This is a genomic window from Natranaerofaba carboxydovora (assembly GCF_022539405.1).
Lineage (GTDB): Bacteria > Bacillota > Natranaerobiia > Natranaerobiales > Natranaerofabaceae > Natranaerofaba > Natranaerofaba carboxydovora.
This window is the reverse complement of sequence record NZ_CP054394.1, coordinates 324806-342565: the sequence shown is the minus strand read 5'-3', so window position 1 is coordinate 342565 and position 17760 is coordinate 324806. Positions and strand designations below refer to the sequence as shown.

Here is a 17760-nt window from a genome sequence, read left to right as displayed (position 1 = left end):
CTTTAAATTCATAATAAACTAAGTTTTGTTTTTAATACAAAAATTCACAGGAGTGAGATTTTTGGCAATAATAAGTACAATTTATAACAACTGCAAGCATTGTTACGCCTGTATTAGAAATTGCCCTGTCAAGGCAATAAAAGTTGAGGATGGGCAAGCCCAAATAATAGAAAAATACTGCATTAATTGTGGACAGTGTAGAAAAGTCTGCTCCCAAAACGCCAAAGAAGTCCAAAACGATAAAGATAATGTATTAAACCTATTAAAAAAACAAAAAACAATAGCTCTACTTGCCCCGTCTTTCGTAGCAGCCTTCGAGAAAGACCCTTATAGGACTATTGGGGTACTAAAAGAGCTAGGCTTTGACAAAGTTTGTGAAGTCGCCTATGGAGCAGAGTTAGTGGCAGAAGAATATAACAAACAGTTTGTCAGGGACCAACAAAAAAAACCTGTACTAACTTCTCCCTGCCCGGTCATCATCAACCTGGTTGAAAAGCACTATCCAAAACTAACACAGTATTTGATGCCTGTAGTTTCGCCAATGATAGCTGCTTCAAGGGTACTGCAAAAAATGTATGGAAATCACTACAGTATTATTTTTATCGGTCCATGCATAGCCAAAAAAAGCGAAATAACCCATCCCCATGTAGAAGGGGACGTCGATTACGTGTTAACTTTTACTGAACTAAAAGAAATGTTATCAGAAAATAAAATTTCAATTGACAAAACACCAAAAAAGGAATTAGACAAACCATATGCCAGTGAAGGAGCGGTATTCCCGCTGCCGGGGGGACTACTAAAAGCAGCAAATTTAGAAAATGATATCCTAAATCATAAAATTATAACAGCGGAAGGCGAAGAGGATGTATTTGAAATATTAGATGCAATTAAAACAAAGCAGATATCAAACTCTTTAATTGACATCCTTTATTGTAAGGGCTGTATAGACGGCCCAGAAATAAATAATGATAAAAGTCTTTTTTATAGAAAAAAACTAGTAGCAGATTTTGCAAAACAAAAATTAAAGTCCAAAAAAGAAGACAAAAGATACACTAACATTGTTTTGACAAGAGAATTCTCACCAGTTGACAGAAGTGAAATACTGCCTGATGATCACCAAATCAGCGAGATTTTGAAGGCAACCGGGAAAATAAACAAAGAGGATCAGCTAAATTGTGGCGCATGTGGGTACAATTCTTGCAAGGAAAAAGCAAAGGCAGTTTATAGGGGTGTAGCAGAAATTGAAATGTGCCTTCCCTATCTACTAGAAAAAGCCAGCACAGAAGCAGCAAAATATAAAGAAGAATACCAGCGCATCAAAAATTTTCAAGAGTACAAAGATTCTGTAATCAGTGAATCAGAAAAAATGCAGGAGGTTAAAAGCTTTATTTACAAAGCGGCAAAATGCACATCTACAGTACTGCTTTTAGGTGAGAGCGGTACCGGAAAAGGTCTTATAGCCGAAACAATTCATATATGCAGCAGCAGAAATGACAAACCATTTATAAAAGTAAACTGCAGCGCTATACCAGAAAGTTTATTAGAATCCGAGCTTTTTGGCTATGTTGGAGGAGCTTTTACCGGGGCAGACAAAAATGGGAGAAAAGGAAAATTTGAAGAAGCAGATGGCGGAATAATCTTTTTGGATGAGATAGGTGATATGTCATTAAGCATGCAGGCAAAAATCCTGCATGTATTACAGGAAAAAATAGTCCAGAGAGTTGGCAGCAATAAACCAAAAAAAATTAACACTCATATTATAGCTGCAACTAACAAAGATTTGACCAAAGAAATAGAAAAAGGTAACTTCAGAGAAGATCTATATTACAGACTAAATGTCCTCACCACAACAATACCACCTCTTAGAGAAAGAACCAGAGATATACCAGTATTATTAGAACACATCTCCCAAAAACTCTGCCAGGAGCAGGGCTTTTCGCCAAAGAAGTTTGACGATGGGGTCATCAAAGTATTTAAGCAGTATTCATGGCCCGGAAACATTAGAGAATTAGAAAATATAACAGAAAGACTATACAACCTGGTTGAAGAAGATACCATCAAAATAAAACATCTACCTCAAAATATAATTGATGAAGTAAACCTTGATAGTGACATTGACTTTGACAGCACAGCTAACAAATCCTCACCTTCAACAAACAAAACACTAGAAGAAGTCATCGCGAAAGCAGAAAAAGATGCAATCCTAAACGCTCTTAACAATACTCGAAACAATCGCACAAAAGCTGCCAAAATTCTTGGGATTCACAGGACCAGTTTGTACGAAAAGCTAAGAAAACATAAGCTTGATTAACCAAAATCGATAATTAATGTTAATAATCGAAAGGAGGAGTTAAAAATTACTACCAAAGCTATCCCATTACCAACATTAACAAAAACTGCTGTTTTACTAGGGATTACCCTTGCTTTTCAAATAGCCGGACTACCTCAGTATGTAACAGGCCCTGCAGTTAATGCCATGCTTATACTAGCCACGCTAACAGTCGGGCTTAAAGGTTCAGTTACAATTGGTGCTCTAACCCCTATAATCGCCTTTATGAGGGGTATCTTGCCACCTGTGTTAGGGCCTGCAATACCTTTTATCGTAGTTGGAAACTGGCTTTATGTTATTTTATTCCAGTATATTTACAAGTTTAACAAAGTTTTAGCCATTGGAGTTGCAGCTCTTATTAAATTCTTAATCCTAGCTCTTGCAGTTCAATTTATAATTGATATTCCGCCCCAGGCAGCCCAGATGCTTCAACTGCCTCAGCTTTTAACAGCAGTTGCAGGTGGTATTATTGCACTTATAATATATCCTTTACTACAAAACGCTTTAAATAAAACTTCTCAAAATTAAACTGTATTAAACAAAGACAAATATTAAGAGGACAGCATTAAAACATTTTGCTGTCCTCTATAAAATTTACATTTAGAATATTCGGAAGTCTCAGTTTTATCTCTACTAAGTCTGTTTTTTCTTTCTTTTATCGTTTTCCATAAGTTCGTAGGCTCTATCAATAACACCTTGTAATCTGTCAAGTTTTCCTGAAGTACAGCCAAAGGCAAGCTCAAGGTTAAAGTTAGTTTTGTTAGTTTTTTTGTTCCATTTTTCTATATTCTCTTCTATCCTTTCTCGTATCCTTTTTACCCCGGTATCTTTACAATCAGGGAGTAGAACCAAAAATTCATCATCACCGTATCTCATGGGTATATCTTTACCCAAAATCGATTCTTTCAGAACTCTAGCTGTTTCAGCTAAAAATTTATTGCCTTCATCGGTACCTAAAACTTCATTTATCTCCTGCAGTTTGTTAATGTCAATCATCATAACTCCAACATGATCAGCATCAATTTCAATCTCACCGGTCTCTATCTTTTGTAAATAATCTATGTTGTAAATACCTGTTAACCTGTCGGTGACTGCCCCTAAGCTGGCATCATCATACATATAACATACTTCAGATTTAGCTTTTTCCAAAGCCTGCCTTAGCTCTACTTCCTCCGTAGAGTCTTTGCTGACAATTACAACACCCTTAAACTCCCCGTACTGCATAACAGACAAATAATTATCAACCCAGTATCCATTATTGTAGATTGTCCGGTGCCATGAGTTTTTTGGCAGCGCTTTTTTTGAGTGACTACTGCTGTTGCCATTTAACTTTTCTTTGACTTTATCCTGCAGCTCTCCAGGATGACAGCTAATAATTTCCAAGTACTCCTGATCTTTTTCATTATTATTTATACCCAAAAGCTCTCTAGCTTCAACATTAGAAAATAGTATTTTCCCCTGACCGTCCACTAAAGTCACCCCAAAATTAACCTCTTCCAAAATCTTTTTAAAGAGCTCTCCAGAAGAATTAAATCCATCCATAAGTTTCACCCCGCTTTTTTCATTCACCCTAATTACATTTTAACAAAAAATCATAAAAAAAGTCAGCTAAAAGATTTTTAATAGCTGACATCTAAAAATAACATCCTCTGTTACATTCTTCTTTTATTTTCATACATAGATTTATCTGCTTCATCTATTAACCTTATCAACTCATCCTTTGCCCCGGACGAAATACCCACAGCTAATTCCAATTTGTATTTGTAAGTATTTTTAGAGCTGTTCCATTTGTCTACATTTGATTCGATTCTTTTTTTGACAAATTTGACTTCGTTTTCACTACAATCTGGCAAAATTAAAAGAAATTCATCTCCGCCATATCGTACTGCTATGTCTTTTCCTAGTATTGAATACTTTAAAATCTTAGCAGTCTCTTTCAAAAAGTAGTCCCCTGTTTGATGACCTAGATTATCGTTTATTTGTTTAAATTTATTTACGTCTATCATCATAACGCCAACTTTTTGAGCTTCAATATCTATCTTTTGATTTAAGATTTCATTCAAGTATGGGTGACAACTAATTATACTGCAGTATTCTCCATCCTCCCTTGATGTGATTCCTAGTAATTGTTTGCTTTCAGGATTAGCATATATCACCTTGCCATCAGAATCCACCATGGAAATTCCTACGTTAATCTCATCCATTATTTTTTTAAAAGATTCTACAGAAAGATTTTCCTCCAACATTATATCACCAACCTTTAAGCTCTTCCCCGAGAATCAATCCTAAGCCATGCTTTTACTATTTCAGGGTCAAACTGAGTTCCTGAATTTTTTTCTATTTCTTCCATCGCTATTTCTTTACTTAAGGCTTTACGATAAGGTCTGTCAGTTGTCATTGCATCATAAGTATCAGCAACAGCAACTATTTTGGCACCAAGGGGATTTTTCCTTCCAAGTCCATCTGTGATACCTACTTCATCCCTTATAAATATAATTAACTAAATAAATTCTTTGCCAAAAGAATCAATTATTTTTTAAGTTATGTATATTTTACCAATAAAAAAAGCCAAAAGCAGTAACAAATGTTACGTGGAAGTTGGTTTTATTTTAGCTAAAGTTTCAAATATGCTATAATTAAGCAGTAACTTAAGGGAAAAACTCAGGAGGTAAACCAAATTGTCTAGAACAAAAAGTAATCAAACAAGAGGGAAAATTATACAGGCAGCAATTTCTTTGTTTGCAGAAAAAGGGTTTTATAATACTTCAACTTTAGAAATTGCAAATAATGCAGAAGTAGCAGAGGGCACTGTATTTAAGCATTTCAAGACTAAAAAAAACTTATTACTTGAACTGGTTGATGAAATAAACGCTGAAGAGATTTCCTCCTTGTTACAGCAGGCAGCTGATAATGAAACAAAAGTTATATTAAGAGAATTCCTCAAAAATCATAAGCAGTTAATTAAAGATAATTTCCCTTTAATAAAAGTAATTATATATGAAGCACAATTCTTTCCAGAATTAAAAGAAAAGTTTATAGAGGATGTTGCATTAAAAATATTTTCACCTTTAGAAAGCTATATCGAAGATAAAGTTGCTAAAGGTGAGTTTAAAAACTTTACTCCACAAATTACATCCAGGGCTTTTATTGGAATGATAGTATCTTTTATTGCCTGGCAGGATGTTTTAAAGGCAGATAATTACAAAAGCTTTGATGAAATAGAGGTAATAGAAGAAGTGGTGGAAATTTTTTTGTCAGGAGTCAAAAGTTAAAACTTAAAAGATGTTCTTTTTCGACCTTGATACAAAAACTGCCAGCGGTTAATATGCTGGCAATTTCCCACGAGGCCTTTAGAGTATAGTAAATTCTCTAATTCATGAGGAGAATAAAATTCAGTAGGCTCTCCAAATAATTTTTCTGTAATCTTAATTACTTTTGTTACTAATTTTTTTGGATCAAAATCAAGTATCAAGAGTTCACCCTCAGGTTTTAATACCCTTACCATCTCCCAAAGGCTTTTTTCCCTAGAAGGAAAATGATGTAGAGCATCTGAACAAAGCACAACATCAAACTGTTCACTATCAAAGGGAAGGTCAGCTGCATCGCCAACTACCAAGTTTTTTTCTGGTATTTCTTTTTCTTTTGCTTTACTAAGCATATCTTTTGATGTGTCAACAATTGTCACATTATAGCTTTTGGCATATAGTTTAGAGGCAAGGGTGCCTGTACCTCCACCTACATCGAGGATAGTTTTAGAGTTCTGGACTGGCAAATTTGTACTGATGTGTTCTACCAAAAACTCTAAATTTTTCTCATTGCCTATCAACTTCATAAACCCATCATAAAATGGAGCAAAAAATTTAAAAAAATCCATCTTTCAAACTTCCTTTAAACCAATATTGTTTTAATTAAATCCTTATTCATCTTCTATAGGTGCACCAACAGGGCAAATATCTGCACAAGCCCCACAATCAATACATAACTCAGGATCAATAACATAAGTCTCTTCCCCTTCAGTAATTGCATCTACTGGACATTCTTCTGCACATGCACCACATTTTATACATTCGTCAGTAATTTTATAAGCCAAAACTCCCACTCTCCCTTGTTTTTTATTAATAATTTAACTATAAAAAGCTCCTTCAGAAATGTCAATAATTAATACAAAATTGATTGATACAAAATTTCTCTTTATTTTTGATATAACCCTAATCCTACTTAATTAATTTATTTTGGATTAGGATTTGGCGTTTTAATATTGAGAACAGAAAGACCTTCTTCCCCACCAAACAGTTCCATCGGGACATCAGGCTCACAAAGGACAATGTTATGAGGTTCTACTTCATGTTCTTCTTCTCCAATGATTATTTTGCCAGAACCTCTTAGAACAACAAATGTCACATGAACATCTACACTATGCCTTTCTATGTTTTCCTTTGGCTTAATCTCCAAATTTAAAACACTTACCTCATCCCTCTGTACAACTTTCTTTGTTTCTATCCCTCTCTTATTAATAAATGATTCTAGCTTACTAAGCTCTACTAAACTCATAGTTTTCTCCCCTTTGTTAAATTTTATTTATTTAAAATAGTTTTACACCTAACTTATAATAACGCCTTTTTCCAAAAGCTTAATTATATTCATCAGGGCTTCATCAAAAATTTCAGGTTTAGGGTTATTTTCTTCATAGCTCTCTAGATACTCACCCATAACAGCTTCAATTGCACCAAAAATTATTGTTGCTAATATGCTAGGATTTGCTTCTCGTAGTTTTTCTTCCTCCATACCTTCTTTTAGGACTTCAGTAATAATAATCTTCAAACCACTATTTTTTGTAGAATAACTATCAGTATTCTGCCTCTCTCTTAGTATAATTTTTACCAATAAGGGATTTTCTCTAACCTCGTCAAAATGTTTTTGGATTATTTTTCTGATCTTTTCAACGGGGTCTAAGTCCTGCTTTTGAAGTTCATCAAAGAAAGCCTTTCTTTTCTCAAATTCCACCTGACAAATATATTCAAGAATATCCTGCTTATTTTTAAAATAATTATAAATAGTTCCTACAGCTACTCCCGCTTTTTCGGCGATTAAATCTGTAGTAGAAAAGTAAAACCCTTTGTTTGCAAAAGTTTCAATTGCTGCCAGTCTTATAATTTCCTTTTTGTCACTCAATTTTTGTTCCTCCTCATAATCTAGTTTTAGTTATATAGCATCAGTTAGGTCTGTTTACCAGTTTCATGGCTTATTGTATCATCAATTTCTTCTTCAATTTGATTGTTTTTCATTATCTTCTCCATCAAAAACCCAATACAAAATACTGAAATTATAGTTAAAGCCTGTAACAAAAGAGTAAAGCTAATGCCCAGAAACTTTATCTCTACCATCACCTGTGGAAGTTTTGTAGCAGCCCAGGCCCCCAAGAATACCGTAATATTAGTTATTCTTGCTCCTTTTTTAAGAAGTCCTGAAGCTATAGGAAAAGCTACATACAACGGACCCGTTGGTAGTGTCCCAAATAAAAAGGAAATAAGCATACCTTTAAGCCCTGATTCTTTTCCTAGATGTTTTTGAATAAAATCTTTAGATACCCAAGCCTGAAATAAACCCATCAAGATAAAAACAGGAGGCAATATCACTATCATCTCTATAAAATAATCCAAAGTAGTCATATAGACTCTATTTGAAGTCTCTGGAAATAAAAATTGAATTGTAACAAAAACTATCACCATAAGTATTAATATTTGAATATCTTTACGTTTTAAAATGTTCATTTTGCGATACCACCCATCTTAAAATTTTTATAATATTAAACCCATTATAATAGCTATAACAAGGGCAAATATAAAGCTAAGAAGATTACGAAACAAAGTATATTTTTTCCCTAATTCCTTAACTTCAACTGGCGCTGTCATAGTACCCACCATTGTCAAAGTTGTCAAAAATGCTGCAGCAGTCATTATTGAAGCACCCGAGCGTAGTAATGAACCAACCAGGGGAACAGCCACAATATTAGGGATGAAGAATAAAGATCCTAATAATCCTGCAGTAGCTGTACCCGCAAAACCCGCTTCTTCTCCTAAAAGACTTTTAATAGTTTCTGGAGGTACAAATCCAAGTAACAGTCCCACCAAACCTATAATAATCAATATAGATGGTAACAGCTTCATAGATATATTTTTTGTACCCATAAGCGCCTGTTTAGTTTTTTCTTTGTCTTTAACGATTGAATAAGTAAATGCTATCCCAAAAATTGAATATATTACGATCAGTTCCATTATACTTACCTCCCTGATGTAAATTAAGGTTTTTTGCTTAACAATTTTTTCGGTTAGTGAGACCTCACTCATAAACAAAAAAGAAACAGAAGAAGCTGACGAAGAAGAAGCAAGCTTTTTCTTATAAAAAATATTTTCCAAAGACTTCGAGTGAGGTCTCACTCAAAATACTATCTTATAATAATTTTATTGTCAATATTATTTTATTGACAAATACTATAAAGTATAATATTTTTATAGTGAGTACTCACTATAATTTTGAGGAGGGGTTATATTATGAGTGAAAGAGAGAAACATATTGCCGAACAGGAGGCACAAGAAAAATTGGGGTTTACTCCCCCTGCATTCAAAATTGCAGAAGAGTTAGGTGAAGATTTCAAAAATGTTATTGGTGATTATTATAGAGTTGTATACACTGAGGACGTTATCCCTTTGAAGTACAAATATCTAATGGCTATAGCTACGGGCATAATTGCAGAACACAAGTCAAAATTGACACTCCAACACGCATAAATGCGTGGGATTCTTGGGTAGCTTACCGTCCTCAATCCATTTCCGCTTTGGACAGCTCCCAAGCTAAGGGTATGCCAGTACCCTTCCCATACCAGTGCATATAGCAGTATGGGCTGATAGACTGCAGCTTAAGCTGCTCCATCTATCACAGGTGCATGGATGATATTCATCCCTGCTACCCGGTCTCGGTGCGAACTAAAACCGCAGGTGCATTGATATTTTCTATCTTTTGCTTGGTTTAGTATTTTACATACAGGACATGTTTGACTGGTGTATTTAGGGTTTACAAATTCTACTGCTATGCCTGCTAACTTGGCTTTGTACTCAATGTATGATGCTAGACGATAGAATGACCATGCATGAAGGTTCTTTTCGTTTTTACGGCTTGTTCTTGCCGTGGTTCTGATATTAGATAGTTTTTCTAATCTAATGGTGGAAACTTTATTATCTATTGCAAAGTCAACCACTTTACGGCTGATTTTATGGTCCTGGTCTTTCATCCAGCGCTGTTCTTTGTCGTTGAGGTTTTTGATGGCATTTAATTTTTTTGCTTTTCCTAATTTACGTCGTTTTGTTTTGAATTTTCTGCGGATATATTTGTTTTGTCTGCCGTTACCGGTGAATTTTGTTTTGCCGGTACTTGTTACTGCGACTGCTGGAGATTTTAGGCCTAAGTCTACACCCATTATTATATCTGTTTCTTTAGGTTTAGGGTCTGGTACTGTTACACATATTTGGGCAATCCACTTGTTTGATTTCTTTGTGATGCGCAGTGTGCCCAGTTTGTTTTTAAGTAGCTCTTTTTGATATTCGGTTAATACGGCTTTTATGGCTATACGTTTTGATTTAGCATTGATACATACTGGGAATTCAATGATGTTGTCTTTGATTTTGTAGTTTTGATTGTTCCATATACAGACGGGCTTTTTTAGAATAGGGACTCTTTTTAATTTTTTGGATCTACGATAAACACTTTTTGCATCACGGATCGCTTGATTTTTGACGGCACTTGGCATCGGGACTTGGACATCTTTTGATGATAGATTTAATGCTTTTTTAGCTTGTACCATTTTAGATACCAGGGTATTGACGGTTTTTATGTATTCTTTTGATATATCAATTAGGTTTTTTTCTTGCTTTTTTGTTGGTAGTAGTTTGATCTTCGCTGTTTTTTCCATGAGTTCACCCTCTTGTTTTTTGTTCTTCGACATACTTTACTTCTATTTCCTGTTCGATACTTACTTCATGGACAATTTCTTTAAATCGCTCTTCTACCTTTTGATTTGAAAATATCTTTCTTCGATATCTTGGGCAGAAAACAAAATGATAGTTGATTAATGATGCGGTTGTTTTAGTTCTTCTATATTCTTGTTTCATAAACTCTAGTGTATATGTTTTTTCTTTGTGCTGCAACGATAATTTATAAAAAAAATGGGCTTTCATCCCACGATTTAAAACCGTGGGCTTTTCGCCCTAGTACTGTAATTTTATATCTTGTTATCATAGGAGTAGGCATATCATTTTTCTTCACTGAAGATTTTTGGCATAGGATTTGTCCTCATGGGGCCATTTTAAATATAACCTCTCGTATTTCACCATTTGGCATGAAAATTGATCGCAGCAGCTGCAATGGTTGTAGTTTATGTGAAAAAGTATGTCCTAACCAGGCCATTTCTAAGTATAACGATACAAAACAAAGGGTGATAGATAATAAAGAATGTCTTGTTTGTTATGATTGCCAAAAAGTTTGCCCTAAAAATGCCATTAGTTATGGCAAAGTACATGGTAGTTATCAAGAACAGGAAAAAGAGGCCGTTAATTCATAATACAATAAAAAAATGAGGGGAGAGTATCAGGTTACTTACTCCTCATTTTTTTAATTAAACTTTATTCAACTAAGGACGCCCTTCACCCCAACTCTCTCAACATATTCACTAAACCTTTCAAATTCTTCTCCCATATTTTTAGTATATAAATCAATTAATTTTTCAATGGTTGCCACAGCCTCTCGTTGACTAACAAAATTAACTAGCTTTTTTGCAAAGCGAGGATGTCTCCCAAGCTTCCCCCCTACTTCAATCCTATAGCCTGATGGCTATTTTTAGCTTTTAATGAATCTTTATATTACCTTTGATTTTTTCTTTATATATATTCCTTAATTCACTGCTATTTAATATCTCCTCCAAATCTTCTACAAGCTTCTTATCGTCTAGAATAGCCATAGGACAACCCCTAGCTCCACCGCAAGCATTAATTTCATAATAGTCCAAATAAGCCCGCTCCTTTCTAATTTGTTATGTGATCTGAATTTATCTTTTCATTAAAAAGTTTTAATCTTCCATTTAATATTTTTAGGAAATTCGCGGCAAACTGCTCATCAATCTCCATAAGTTTTTCTAGGTCTTCTTTGGGTAAAAGCATCACTGTCACACTATCATTATCACTATTAACACTATCATCACTACCATCATCATTAGAATTACAATCTTTTGCAGCAGTTACTGTAGCAGGGTATTTATTTTCTTTAAACATTACAGCCTCTCCAAAAGTTTCTCCCTCTTCAAAAATAGCTAGCTGTATTACTGTTTCAGGTGATATACGCTTTTTCACTTTAACTTTTCCCCTCATAACTACCCCCATATAATTAGCTGTATCTCCCTGCGAAAAAATTTTTTCTCCAATTTTAAAAGTATTGATTTTATAATTTATCTGGGAAAAGATTTTGTTAATTCCCTCTTCATCTTTACTTTTAAATAAAGGGGAAAGTTTAAGGCTTTTTATATATTTGTCATCCAATTATAATCTCTCCTATCTCTAAAAAATGAACTATCATACCATAAAATTACTGACAAAAGCCATGAATGAAACATTATCATCCATGGCTTTTTTTACTTAAAAATCTTAAATCCCTATGCTTCTACATTATTCTTTGATAGAATATGATCTTTTAGTTTAGTTAAATACTCATAAGCTTTCTCAACTGTTTCGACATTTTTGGCTCCCATAATAGAGCATGTTGCAGGAGTCAGCTGTGAATTATTTATAATTGTTTCTCTTTCTACACCTTGCTTCTCTAAAGTACTCCATAAGTTTTCTAATCTATCTGCTAGGCTTTCTATACTCTCTTTTTCTAGAATTTCATAATGGGTAGGTACTATTCCCCAGGCTACTATTCCGCCACCATTAATAAATTCTGCTAATGAAGGATAGTTGATTATTCTTTCTCCTTTTGAATATGCATCAAAGGACAACAGATCTAGATCCTGCTTCAAAAGAAAATCCCAATCAGGGTTACCACAAAGGTGAATAACCTTAGGACCTTCTATCCCTGCAAGAAGCTGGCTAAGATCCTCTCTAGCAGATTCTGAAGCATATCCTGAGAAAGAATTAAATACAAACTCAAGACCAGGCTCATCAATATGAATCATTACATTATCATGCTTTTTGTAGAGTTGTTTGTACTGATAATTAATCTTTTCTCTGAAAAATTCAAATAGCAAATATCTTATTTCATCATGGAAGATAATCGGCTTTTTCTCTTCATCCATAATCTTTAATCCAAAGCTTATCGGACCTATAATCTGGCCTTTTATTGCCGGATATTTATCTAAATCTTTTTCCAAGAATTTATTAAATGTAAGTGTGTAATCATCAGACAATCCATAAAAATCTTCATCTTCAGCCTTCTCTAGGTACTCTGGCAGCTCTTCATAAAATTTTTCTTTGTTCAAAGTAATTTTAAAGTTGTTTTCATCAATATTAATTCCGGGAAAATTCTCTGAAAACTGTATATACATATCTTCATAGATATTTTTCTTAGGAAGCTGTGGCCAAAATGGTATGTCAAGTGACAAACTAAATTCTAAAGCTCTATCCGTATCCTGATGAGGCAGTATCCCCATAGCATTTGTTTTGCACTTACCAAAATTCTCAACTTTCATCACTATCAACCCCTTATAATAAAATCTTTCTTAAATCCTTCTAAATCTTTTCTAATTATATTTTACTTCTTTGAAGGCATCATTACAGTGATGAAAGTCACACCAAAAAGCCAAAACTTATATAAATCGAATTTTTTCAGTAAAGTCAATTATTTATTTGATCCTTTACAGCTTTTACAGCGGCTCCTGCATCAATTATACCGCTCCCCCAGTTATAATCCCATTCGGATTTTGATTCTAATTCTGATTCTAATTCTTTTTCATAATCTAAGTCTTCAGGTATAAAAGAAGTGTCTACTATAATCTCCTTAATCTCTTTAGGTTTAAGGTCAGGATTTACTGAAAGCATAAGACCCGCCACCCCTGTGACAAAAGGAGCTGAATATGAAGTCCCACTCGAAAAATCATACGGTTCACTAAAACCATCCCAGACGCCGTAGTAAGTCCTCCCAGCCCAAATATTAGACCCCGGGGCAGATACGTCAATACTATTTCCAGAAACAAAAATTCTATCAAGGTTTTTATTAATAGCACTAACTGATATCAAATTATCAAATTCTGCAGACAAAGACGCAGGAGGAATTTTAGTAGAGTCTATCTGATGATTATTACCAGCAGCATGTACTATTAATAGGTCATTTTTGTATGCTTTTTGTAGTATTGGCCTCCAAAATAGCTCTTTTCTCTTCTTAACTTGCTCACTATAGTTATCAGTATTACCAGCCCGGCCCCAAATAGGCCCCATACTTATATTCACTACTCTGATATCCCTTCTGATAGCATCCAAAATAGCTTCTACCCGATCACTCAAAAAATATGTCCCATAACATGTCAAATCCGCTTCCCGCATAACTCCCTGAACAACACTTGCCACACCTGTGCCGTGATCAGTATATCTTCCTGGTAGATCGCTCCAATCATCATTATTATGTAAGCTTCCCCCTGGTGCTACAAATTTAGCACCTTCTAAATCCGGATGAGCAGTAGAATAAGCATAATCTATAACTCCTACGCCAATATCATCACTGCCTTTTGTAACCTCCCAGGCTTTATGAAGATTGATTAATTTTTGTCCCCAAAACCTTTCCTGATGTTGAGTCCATTTATCTTCATAATTATTTAGAGTTTGCTTATAGTTAGGCAAAACAGCATCTATTTCTTCATATTTTTCTAATTTTTTTATGGATCTTTCAAATAAATTTTCGTTCTCACCCGAAAACTCCACCTGAAATATCCCACTTTCTATGATAGAACCTACAACCTGACCATTTAATTCCTCGCTAACTATTTTTTCAATGTCTTGTTCAAAAAGTTCTTGTGATGATCCTGAATTATTTTTAGAGACTACCAAAATCTCCCCAGCAGCGTAAGCTTCACCAGTTTTGCTGTCTTTAACAGTATTATCTAAAGCAGGGGCGCGAAAGCTAGAAGGGGTAATATCTTCTACAGGTCTATAGCCTATCCCAACACCTGATTTAAAAGCTAACAAAGTAACTACAACCAATATCAAACTAGATAATACTATAAACATAGCACCCGGGCGAAAAGACATTACTTTCACCTACCTGCAAAATAAAATTTATCCTAGAGTTTAACTTATCCTTATTAATTTCTATATCTTTCATTATCTTTCTTTAGAAATAGATTAATACCTTCCTTTAACACCCTTCGATGAGCACACTAAAAAATAGGGGTAGTCATAACCCCTATTTTAATATAAATATACTTTTTGAGATAAACTATTTGCTTTTAAGTAACCAACTCTTTAATTTTCTCCTTATCTGCACCTATTACAAAGTTATCTCCTTTTCTAACTACAGGAACCTTCATTTCACCAGTTAACTCAACTAGCTCTTGAACTGCATCCGGATTTTGAGAAACGTCAACCTCTTCAAAACTAACATTTTCCTGTGAAAGTAACTCCTTCACTGGGTCACAAAATCCTCAACCGGGACTTGTAAAAACACGAACTTCTTCAGACATAAAATTTCCCCCTTGTAAATTATTGTTGTTTTTATTTAATTTTTATTCTGGCTACAAATGGCTTTTTGCACCAGAATAAATTGCTCACTTTTTTTATCAATTTAAATCAATCATTCCCGAGAAGTCTTCTAGCATTTTTTGAAAAGAATAACTCCTGATCTTTTTTGCTAACTCCTAAGTCTTCTAGTATCTCTAGCTGTACTTTTAGATAGGGATAACTAAACCCTCTCGGAAACCAGCTAGAGTCGGTGCCAAAAATCATTCTCTCCGGACCCAATGTTTTCAAGGACTTATTAAAAATATCTTTAAGTTCCAAATCATAAGCCATCCAATCTAACCATTGGTTAGATCCAGAGGAATCAACATATATGTTAGGTAATGACCATGCAAGATGAAGAACATCCTGAAAATAGCCTGCCCCAAAATGAGGAATAATAAAAGGGATACTTGTATAAGAACGTGCTACTTCAAAAATTGACAGAGGGCTTATTAATTTATAGCTAACAAGTCCTCCTGCTCCACCCGCTATGCCAAAGTGAATCAAAACAGGAAGCTCTTTTTCGTTCATATACTGCCATATAGGCTCAAATTCAGGTGAATCAAAGGGCTCATCCATAAAAGGAGCTAGAATTTTTAAGCCTTTTAGACCAAGAGTTTCAATTCCTCGTTTTAATTCATCTAAAGAGCCAGGTTCTTGTATATCATGATGGACAAAACCTTCAAAAGTATTTGGGTAAGAACTGATTATTTCAGCAAGTACATCATTATCAAACCCGGCAGTTACAGCATTTAGCTTTTCTAAGCCGTAATACTCTTTTTCTTTGTTCCAAAGCTTTGCAGCTTCTTCTGGAGAATACATTTTGCCATTTGGTTTCGAAAAACCCCATTTTTCAAAAAACTTACTTTGAAGCTTTTCCCTATGCTTTATAATGGCAGGATCATTAACCGCTGCTTTCTTTGGAGGGCTACCTTTTATTGGAAGGTGCATATGAAAATCTATTACCGGAAAGTCGGGCATAATTATTTTTTCTTGCATTAAAAAGTTTCCTCCTCAATAACTAAAGTCAACTACTTCATTAATTACTTAATTAGTATGGTTTGATGTGGATTATATTAAAGTAAAATTGAAATGTCAATAATCTGGCTTTAGTTCAATCAACTTAAAACTAATTTGACAACATTTTTAATGTCTCATATAATTCTGTTAAATTAATTAACAAATTTATTAACTACTAATATAATACTTGTACTTGGTTAATTTTAACACATAAGGGGGAAAAAAATGAAAAAAAAGCTTTACGAACTTCATGCTGATATGTGTAAAGTGTTATCAAATGCTAAAAGAATAGAAATTATATATCTTTTAAAAGAAGGCGAAAAACATGTTGATGAGATAGCAAATGAACTAGGAACAAGTAGAGCTAATACTTCTCAACATTTGTCAATATTAAGAGATAAAGGCCTTGTTTGCACAAGAAAAGAAGGCCTAAATGTATATTTTGAGTTGTGTAATCCAAGGGTGCTTGAGGCATGTGATATCATGAGAGAGGTTATGTTAGAACGCTTATCTGATTTAGTAAATAGTTCAAAAGAAATATTAGAGGAAGATAGAAGCAACAAAGGTGAAACTGATAAATAAGATGACTTTTTGCACCAGAATCATATTAAATATAAATATGACTATTTATAAGGGGGTTTTTTTAGTGGAAAATCAAAATTATGATATGATAATAATCGGCGGAGGTCCCGGAGGACTTGTAGCAGCCCTTTATGGTGCCAGGGCACGGATGAATGTTCTTCTAATTGAGAAGATGGCACCTGGCGGTCAGCTTATCAACACTCAACATGTAGATAATTACCCGGGCTTTCCCGAAGGAACTACTGGCCCAGACTTGGCCAAAAAATTAGACGAACAAGCAAAAAAATTCGGTGCTCATCTAAAAATGGGAACAGTAAAAGACCTTAACTTATCCGGAAACCTCAAAGAAGTCATGCTAGAAAGTGGAGAAAATTACACTGCAAAAGGTATTGTGGTCGCAACCGGAGCAAGCCCAAGAGAGCTTAAAGTTCCAGGTGAGCAGGTATTTACAGGAAGAGGAGTTTCTTACTGCGCAACTTGCGACGGTGCCTTTTTTAAAGATAAAGAAGTTGTAGTAGTCGGAGGCGGAGATTCTGCTTTAGAAGAGGCACTTTTCTTAACCCGTTTTGCCAAAAAAGTGACCCTTGTACATAGAAGAGACCAGCTTAGAGGGGTAAAATACCTTCAAGAAAAAGTCTTTAGCAACGAACAAATCGAAGTCAAACTTGATACAGTAATCAAAGAAATTAAAGGGAATGCACTAGTAGAAAATGTTCTTTTAGAAAATGTAAAAACCCAGGAACAACAAGAACTTTCGTGTAACGGTGTATTTATTTACGTGGGAGTTAATCCAAATACAGAATTTTTGGAAGGAAAAGTGAATTTAGATGATAACGGCTATATCCTTACTGATGAGGAGATGAGAACAAACGTGAACGGAGTTTATGCTGTAGGAGATGTAAGGCAAAAAACCCTTCGCCAGGTAGTAACGGCCATGTCAGACGGTGCAACAGCTGCCTTTGACTTGGAAAAAAAGCTAACTATTTAAATATCATTTAGCTATATTTAGATATAACCATAAATATATTATCATATTTTGCCGTTAGTTTTTACCCTGCCACAAAGGCAGGGCTTTTTTAT

The 17760-nt window shown here is 34.5% G+C and carries 23 protein-coding genes and 2 pseudogenes; 7 read left to right on the top strand and 18 right to left on the bottom strand.

Annotated elements, in window-relative coordinates; all coding sequences use genetic code 11:
- Nucleotides 1-61 precede the first annotated feature (61 nt).
- The gene (locus tag ACONDI_RS01520; protein WP_241079740.1) at nt 62-2311 is read left to right on the top strand and encodes a sigma 54-interacting transcriptional regulator; all 2250 of its coding nucleotides are present in this window, start codon (nt 62-64) and stop codon (nt 2309-2311) included.
- A 165-nt stretch (nt 2312-2476) separates the two neighbouring features.
- Nucleotides 2477-2857 carry an ECF transporter S component gene (locus ACONDI_RS01515; RefSeq protein WP_241079739.1) on the top strand — a complete coding sequence of 127 codons (381 nt, stop codon included), beginning with the start codon at nt 2477-2479 and terminating at the stop codon, nt 2855-2857.
- Between the two features lie 105 nt (nt 2858-2962).
- Here the strand turns inward: ACONDI_RS01515 and ACONDI_RS01510 are convergent, their stop codons facing one another.
- From ACONDI_RS01510 to ACONDI_RS01500, 3 genes are all read right to left on the bottom strand, one after another.
- A complete protein-coding gene (locus ACONDI_RS01510; RefSeq protein ID WP_241079738.1) occupies nt 2963-3871 on the bottom strand; it encodes a diguanylate cyclase domain-containing protein in 909 nt (302 codons plus the stop codon).
- A 110-nt stretch (nt 3872-3981) separates the two neighbouring features.
- Entirely contained in the window at nt 3982-4575 is a 594-nt protein-coding gene (locus ACONDI_RS01505) for a diguanylate cyclase domain-containing protein (RefSeq protein WP_241079737.1), read from the bottom strand.
- 14 nt (nt 4576-4589) lie between these two features.
- A complete protein-coding gene (locus ACONDI_RS01500) occupies nt 4590-4799 on the bottom strand; it encodes an HD-GYP domain-containing protein (protein ID WP_338086477.1) in 210 nt (69 codons plus the stop codon).
- 208 nt (nt 4800-5007) lie between these two features.
- On the opposite strand from ACONDI_RS01500, the gene ACONDI_RS01495 reads away from it, so the two are divergent.
- Nucleotides 5008-5601 carry a TetR/AcrR family transcriptional regulator gene (locus ACONDI_RS01495; RefSeq protein WP_241079735.1) on the top strand — a complete coding sequence of 198 codons (594 nt, stop codon included), beginning with the start codon at nt 5008-5010 and terminating at the stop codon, nt 5599-5601.
- On the opposite strand, the gene ACONDI_RS01490 is transcribed toward ACONDI_RS01495, so the two are convergent.
- The 6 genes from ACONDI_RS01490 to ACONDI_RS01465 form a co-directional block, all read right to left on the bottom strand.
- Nucleotides 5598-6203 carry a class I SAM-dependent methyltransferase gene (locus ACONDI_RS01490; RefSeq protein WP_241079734.1) on the bottom strand — a complete coding sequence of 202 codons (606 nt, stop codon included), beginning with the start codon at nt 6201-6203 and terminating at the stop codon, nt 5598-5600. The two genes, ACONDI_RS01495 and ACONDI_RS01490, sit on opposite strands and share 4 nt — an antisense overlap.
- Before the next feature lie 42 nt (nt 6204-6245).
- Complete coding sequence (locus ACONDI_RS01485) at nt 6246-6419, bottom strand: DUF362 domain-containing protein (protein ID WP_241079733.1); 174 nt, start codon at nt 6417-6419, stop codon at nt 6246-6248.
- 137 nt (nt 6420-6556) lie between these two features.
- The gene (locus ACONDI_RS01480; protein ID WP_241079732.1) at nt 6557-6880 is read right to left on the bottom strand and encodes a cupin domain-containing protein; all 324 of its coding nucleotides are present in this window, start codon (nt 6878-6880) and stop codon (nt 6557-6559) included.
- Between the two features lie 48 nt (nt 6881-6928).
- Nucleotides 6929-7501: a TetR/AcrR family transcriptional regulator gene (locus ACONDI_RS01475; RefSeq protein ID WP_241079731.1), complete on the bottom strand. Its 573-nt coding sequence runs from the start codon at nt 7499-7501 to the stop codon at nt 6929-6931.
- 44 nt (nt 7502-7545) lie between these two features.
- Nucleotides 7546-8100 (bottom strand): permease, encoded by a 555-nt coding sequence (locus ACONDI_RS01470; protein WP_241079730.1) that lies wholly within the window; start codon nt 8098-8100, stop codon nt 7546-7548.
- A 27-nt stretch (nt 8101-8127) separates the two neighbouring features.
- The gene (locus tag ACONDI_RS01465; RefSeq protein WP_241079729.1) at nt 8128-8604 is read right to left on the bottom strand and encodes a permease; all 477 of its coding nucleotides are present in this window, start codon (nt 8602-8604) and stop codon (nt 8128-8130) included.
- Nucleotides 8605-8880: 276 nt separating this feature from the next.
- Here ACONDI_RS01465 and ACONDI_RS01460 point away from each other — a divergent pair, with 276 nt between their 5' ends.
- Nucleotides 8881-9117, top strand: coding sequence for a hypothetical protein (locus ACONDI_RS01460; RefSeq protein WP_241079728.1), 237 nt, complete (start codon nt 8881-8883; stop codon nt 9115-9117).
- A 128-nt stretch (nt 9118-9245) separates the two neighbouring features.
- Here the strand turns inward: ACONDI_RS01460 and ACONDI_RS01455 are convergent, their stop codons facing one another.
- Both ACONDI_RS01455 and ACONDI_RS01450 read right to left on the bottom strand, forming a co-directional pair.
- Nucleotides 9246-10295: an RNA-guided endonuclease InsQ/TnpB family protein gene (locus ACONDI_RS01455; RefSeq protein ID WP_241079727.1), complete on the bottom strand. Its 1050-nt coding sequence runs from the start codon at nt 10293-10295 to the stop codon at nt 9246-9248.
- A 16-nt stretch (nt 10296-10311) separates the two neighbouring features.
- Nucleotides 10312-10494: pseudogene (locus tag ACONDI_RS01450) on the bottom strand (transposase); the annotation flags it as partial.
- 14 nt (nt 10495-10508) lie between these two features.
- On the opposite strand from ACONDI_RS01450, the gene ACONDI_RS01445 reads away from it, so the two are divergent.
- Complete coding sequence (locus ACONDI_RS01445) at nt 10509-10943, top strand: 4Fe-4S binding protein (protein ID WP_241079726.1); 435 nt, start codon at nt 10509-10511, stop codon at nt 10941-10943.
- Between the two features lie 65 nt (nt 10944-11008).
- Here the strand turns inward: ACONDI_RS01445 and ACONDI_RS15790 are convergent, their stop codons facing one another.
- From ACONDI_RS15790 to ACONDI_RS01415, 7 genes and pseudogenes are all read right to left on the bottom strand, one after another.
- Nucleotides 11009-11197: a hypothetical protein gene (locus ACONDI_RS15790; RefSeq protein ID WP_420848172.1), complete on the bottom strand. Its 189-nt coding sequence runs from the start codon at nt 11195-11197 to the stop codon at nt 11009-11011.
- A gap of 28 nt (nt 11198-11225) precedes the next feature.
- Complete coding sequence (locus tag ACONDI_RS01440) at nt 11226-11387, bottom strand: hypothetical protein (protein ID WP_241079725.1); 162 nt, start codon at nt 11385-11387, stop codon at nt 11226-11228.
- 16 nt (nt 11388-11403) lie between these two features.
- Nucleotides 11404-11913, bottom strand: coding sequence for a Crp/Fnr family transcriptional regulator (locus ACONDI_RS01435; RefSeq protein WP_241079724.1), 510 nt, complete (start codon nt 11911-11913; stop codon nt 11404-11406).
- A 113-nt stretch (nt 11914-12026) separates the two neighbouring features.
- On the bottom strand, nt 12027-13058 hold the full coding sequence (locus tag ACONDI_RS01430; RefSeq protein WP_241079723.1) for a uroporphyrinogen decarboxylase/cobalamine-independent methonine synthase family protein: 1032 nt from the start codon (nt 13056-13058) through the stop codon (nt 12027-12029).
- A gap of 145 nt (nt 13059-13203) precedes the next feature.
- The gene (locus ACONDI_RS01425) at nt 13204-14610 is read right to left on the bottom strand and encodes a S8 family serine peptidase (protein WP_241079722.1); all 1407 of its coding nucleotides are present in this window, start codon (nt 14608-14610) and stop codon (nt 13204-13206) included.
- Nucleotides 14611-14807: 197 nt separating this feature from the next.
- Nucleotides 14808-14990 (bottom strand): annotated as a pseudogene (locus ACONDI_RS01420) (glutaredoxin family protein); the annotation flags it as partial.
- A gap of 157 nt (nt 14991-15147) precedes the next feature.
- The gene (locus ACONDI_RS01415; RefSeq protein ID WP_241079720.1) at nt 15148-16077 is read right to left on the bottom strand and encodes an amidohydrolase family protein; all 930 of its coding nucleotides are present in this window, start codon (nt 16075-16077) and stop codon (nt 15148-15150) included.
- A gap of 246 nt (nt 16078-16323) precedes the next feature.
- On the opposite strand from ACONDI_RS01415, the gene ACONDI_RS01410 reads away from it, so the two are divergent.
- Complete coding sequence (locus ACONDI_RS01410) at nt 16324-16680, top strand: ArsR/SmtB family transcription factor (RefSeq protein WP_241079719.1); 357 nt, start codon at nt 16324-16326, stop codon at nt 16678-16680.
- Between the two features lie 64 nt (nt 16681-16744).
- Complete coding sequence (gene trxB / locus ACONDI_RS01405; RefSeq protein ID WP_241079718.1) at nt 16745-17668, top strand: thioredoxin-disulfide reductase; 924 nt, start codon at nt 16745-16747, stop codon at nt 17666-17668.
- The last annotated feature ends 92 nt before the right edge of the window (nt 17669-17760 follow it).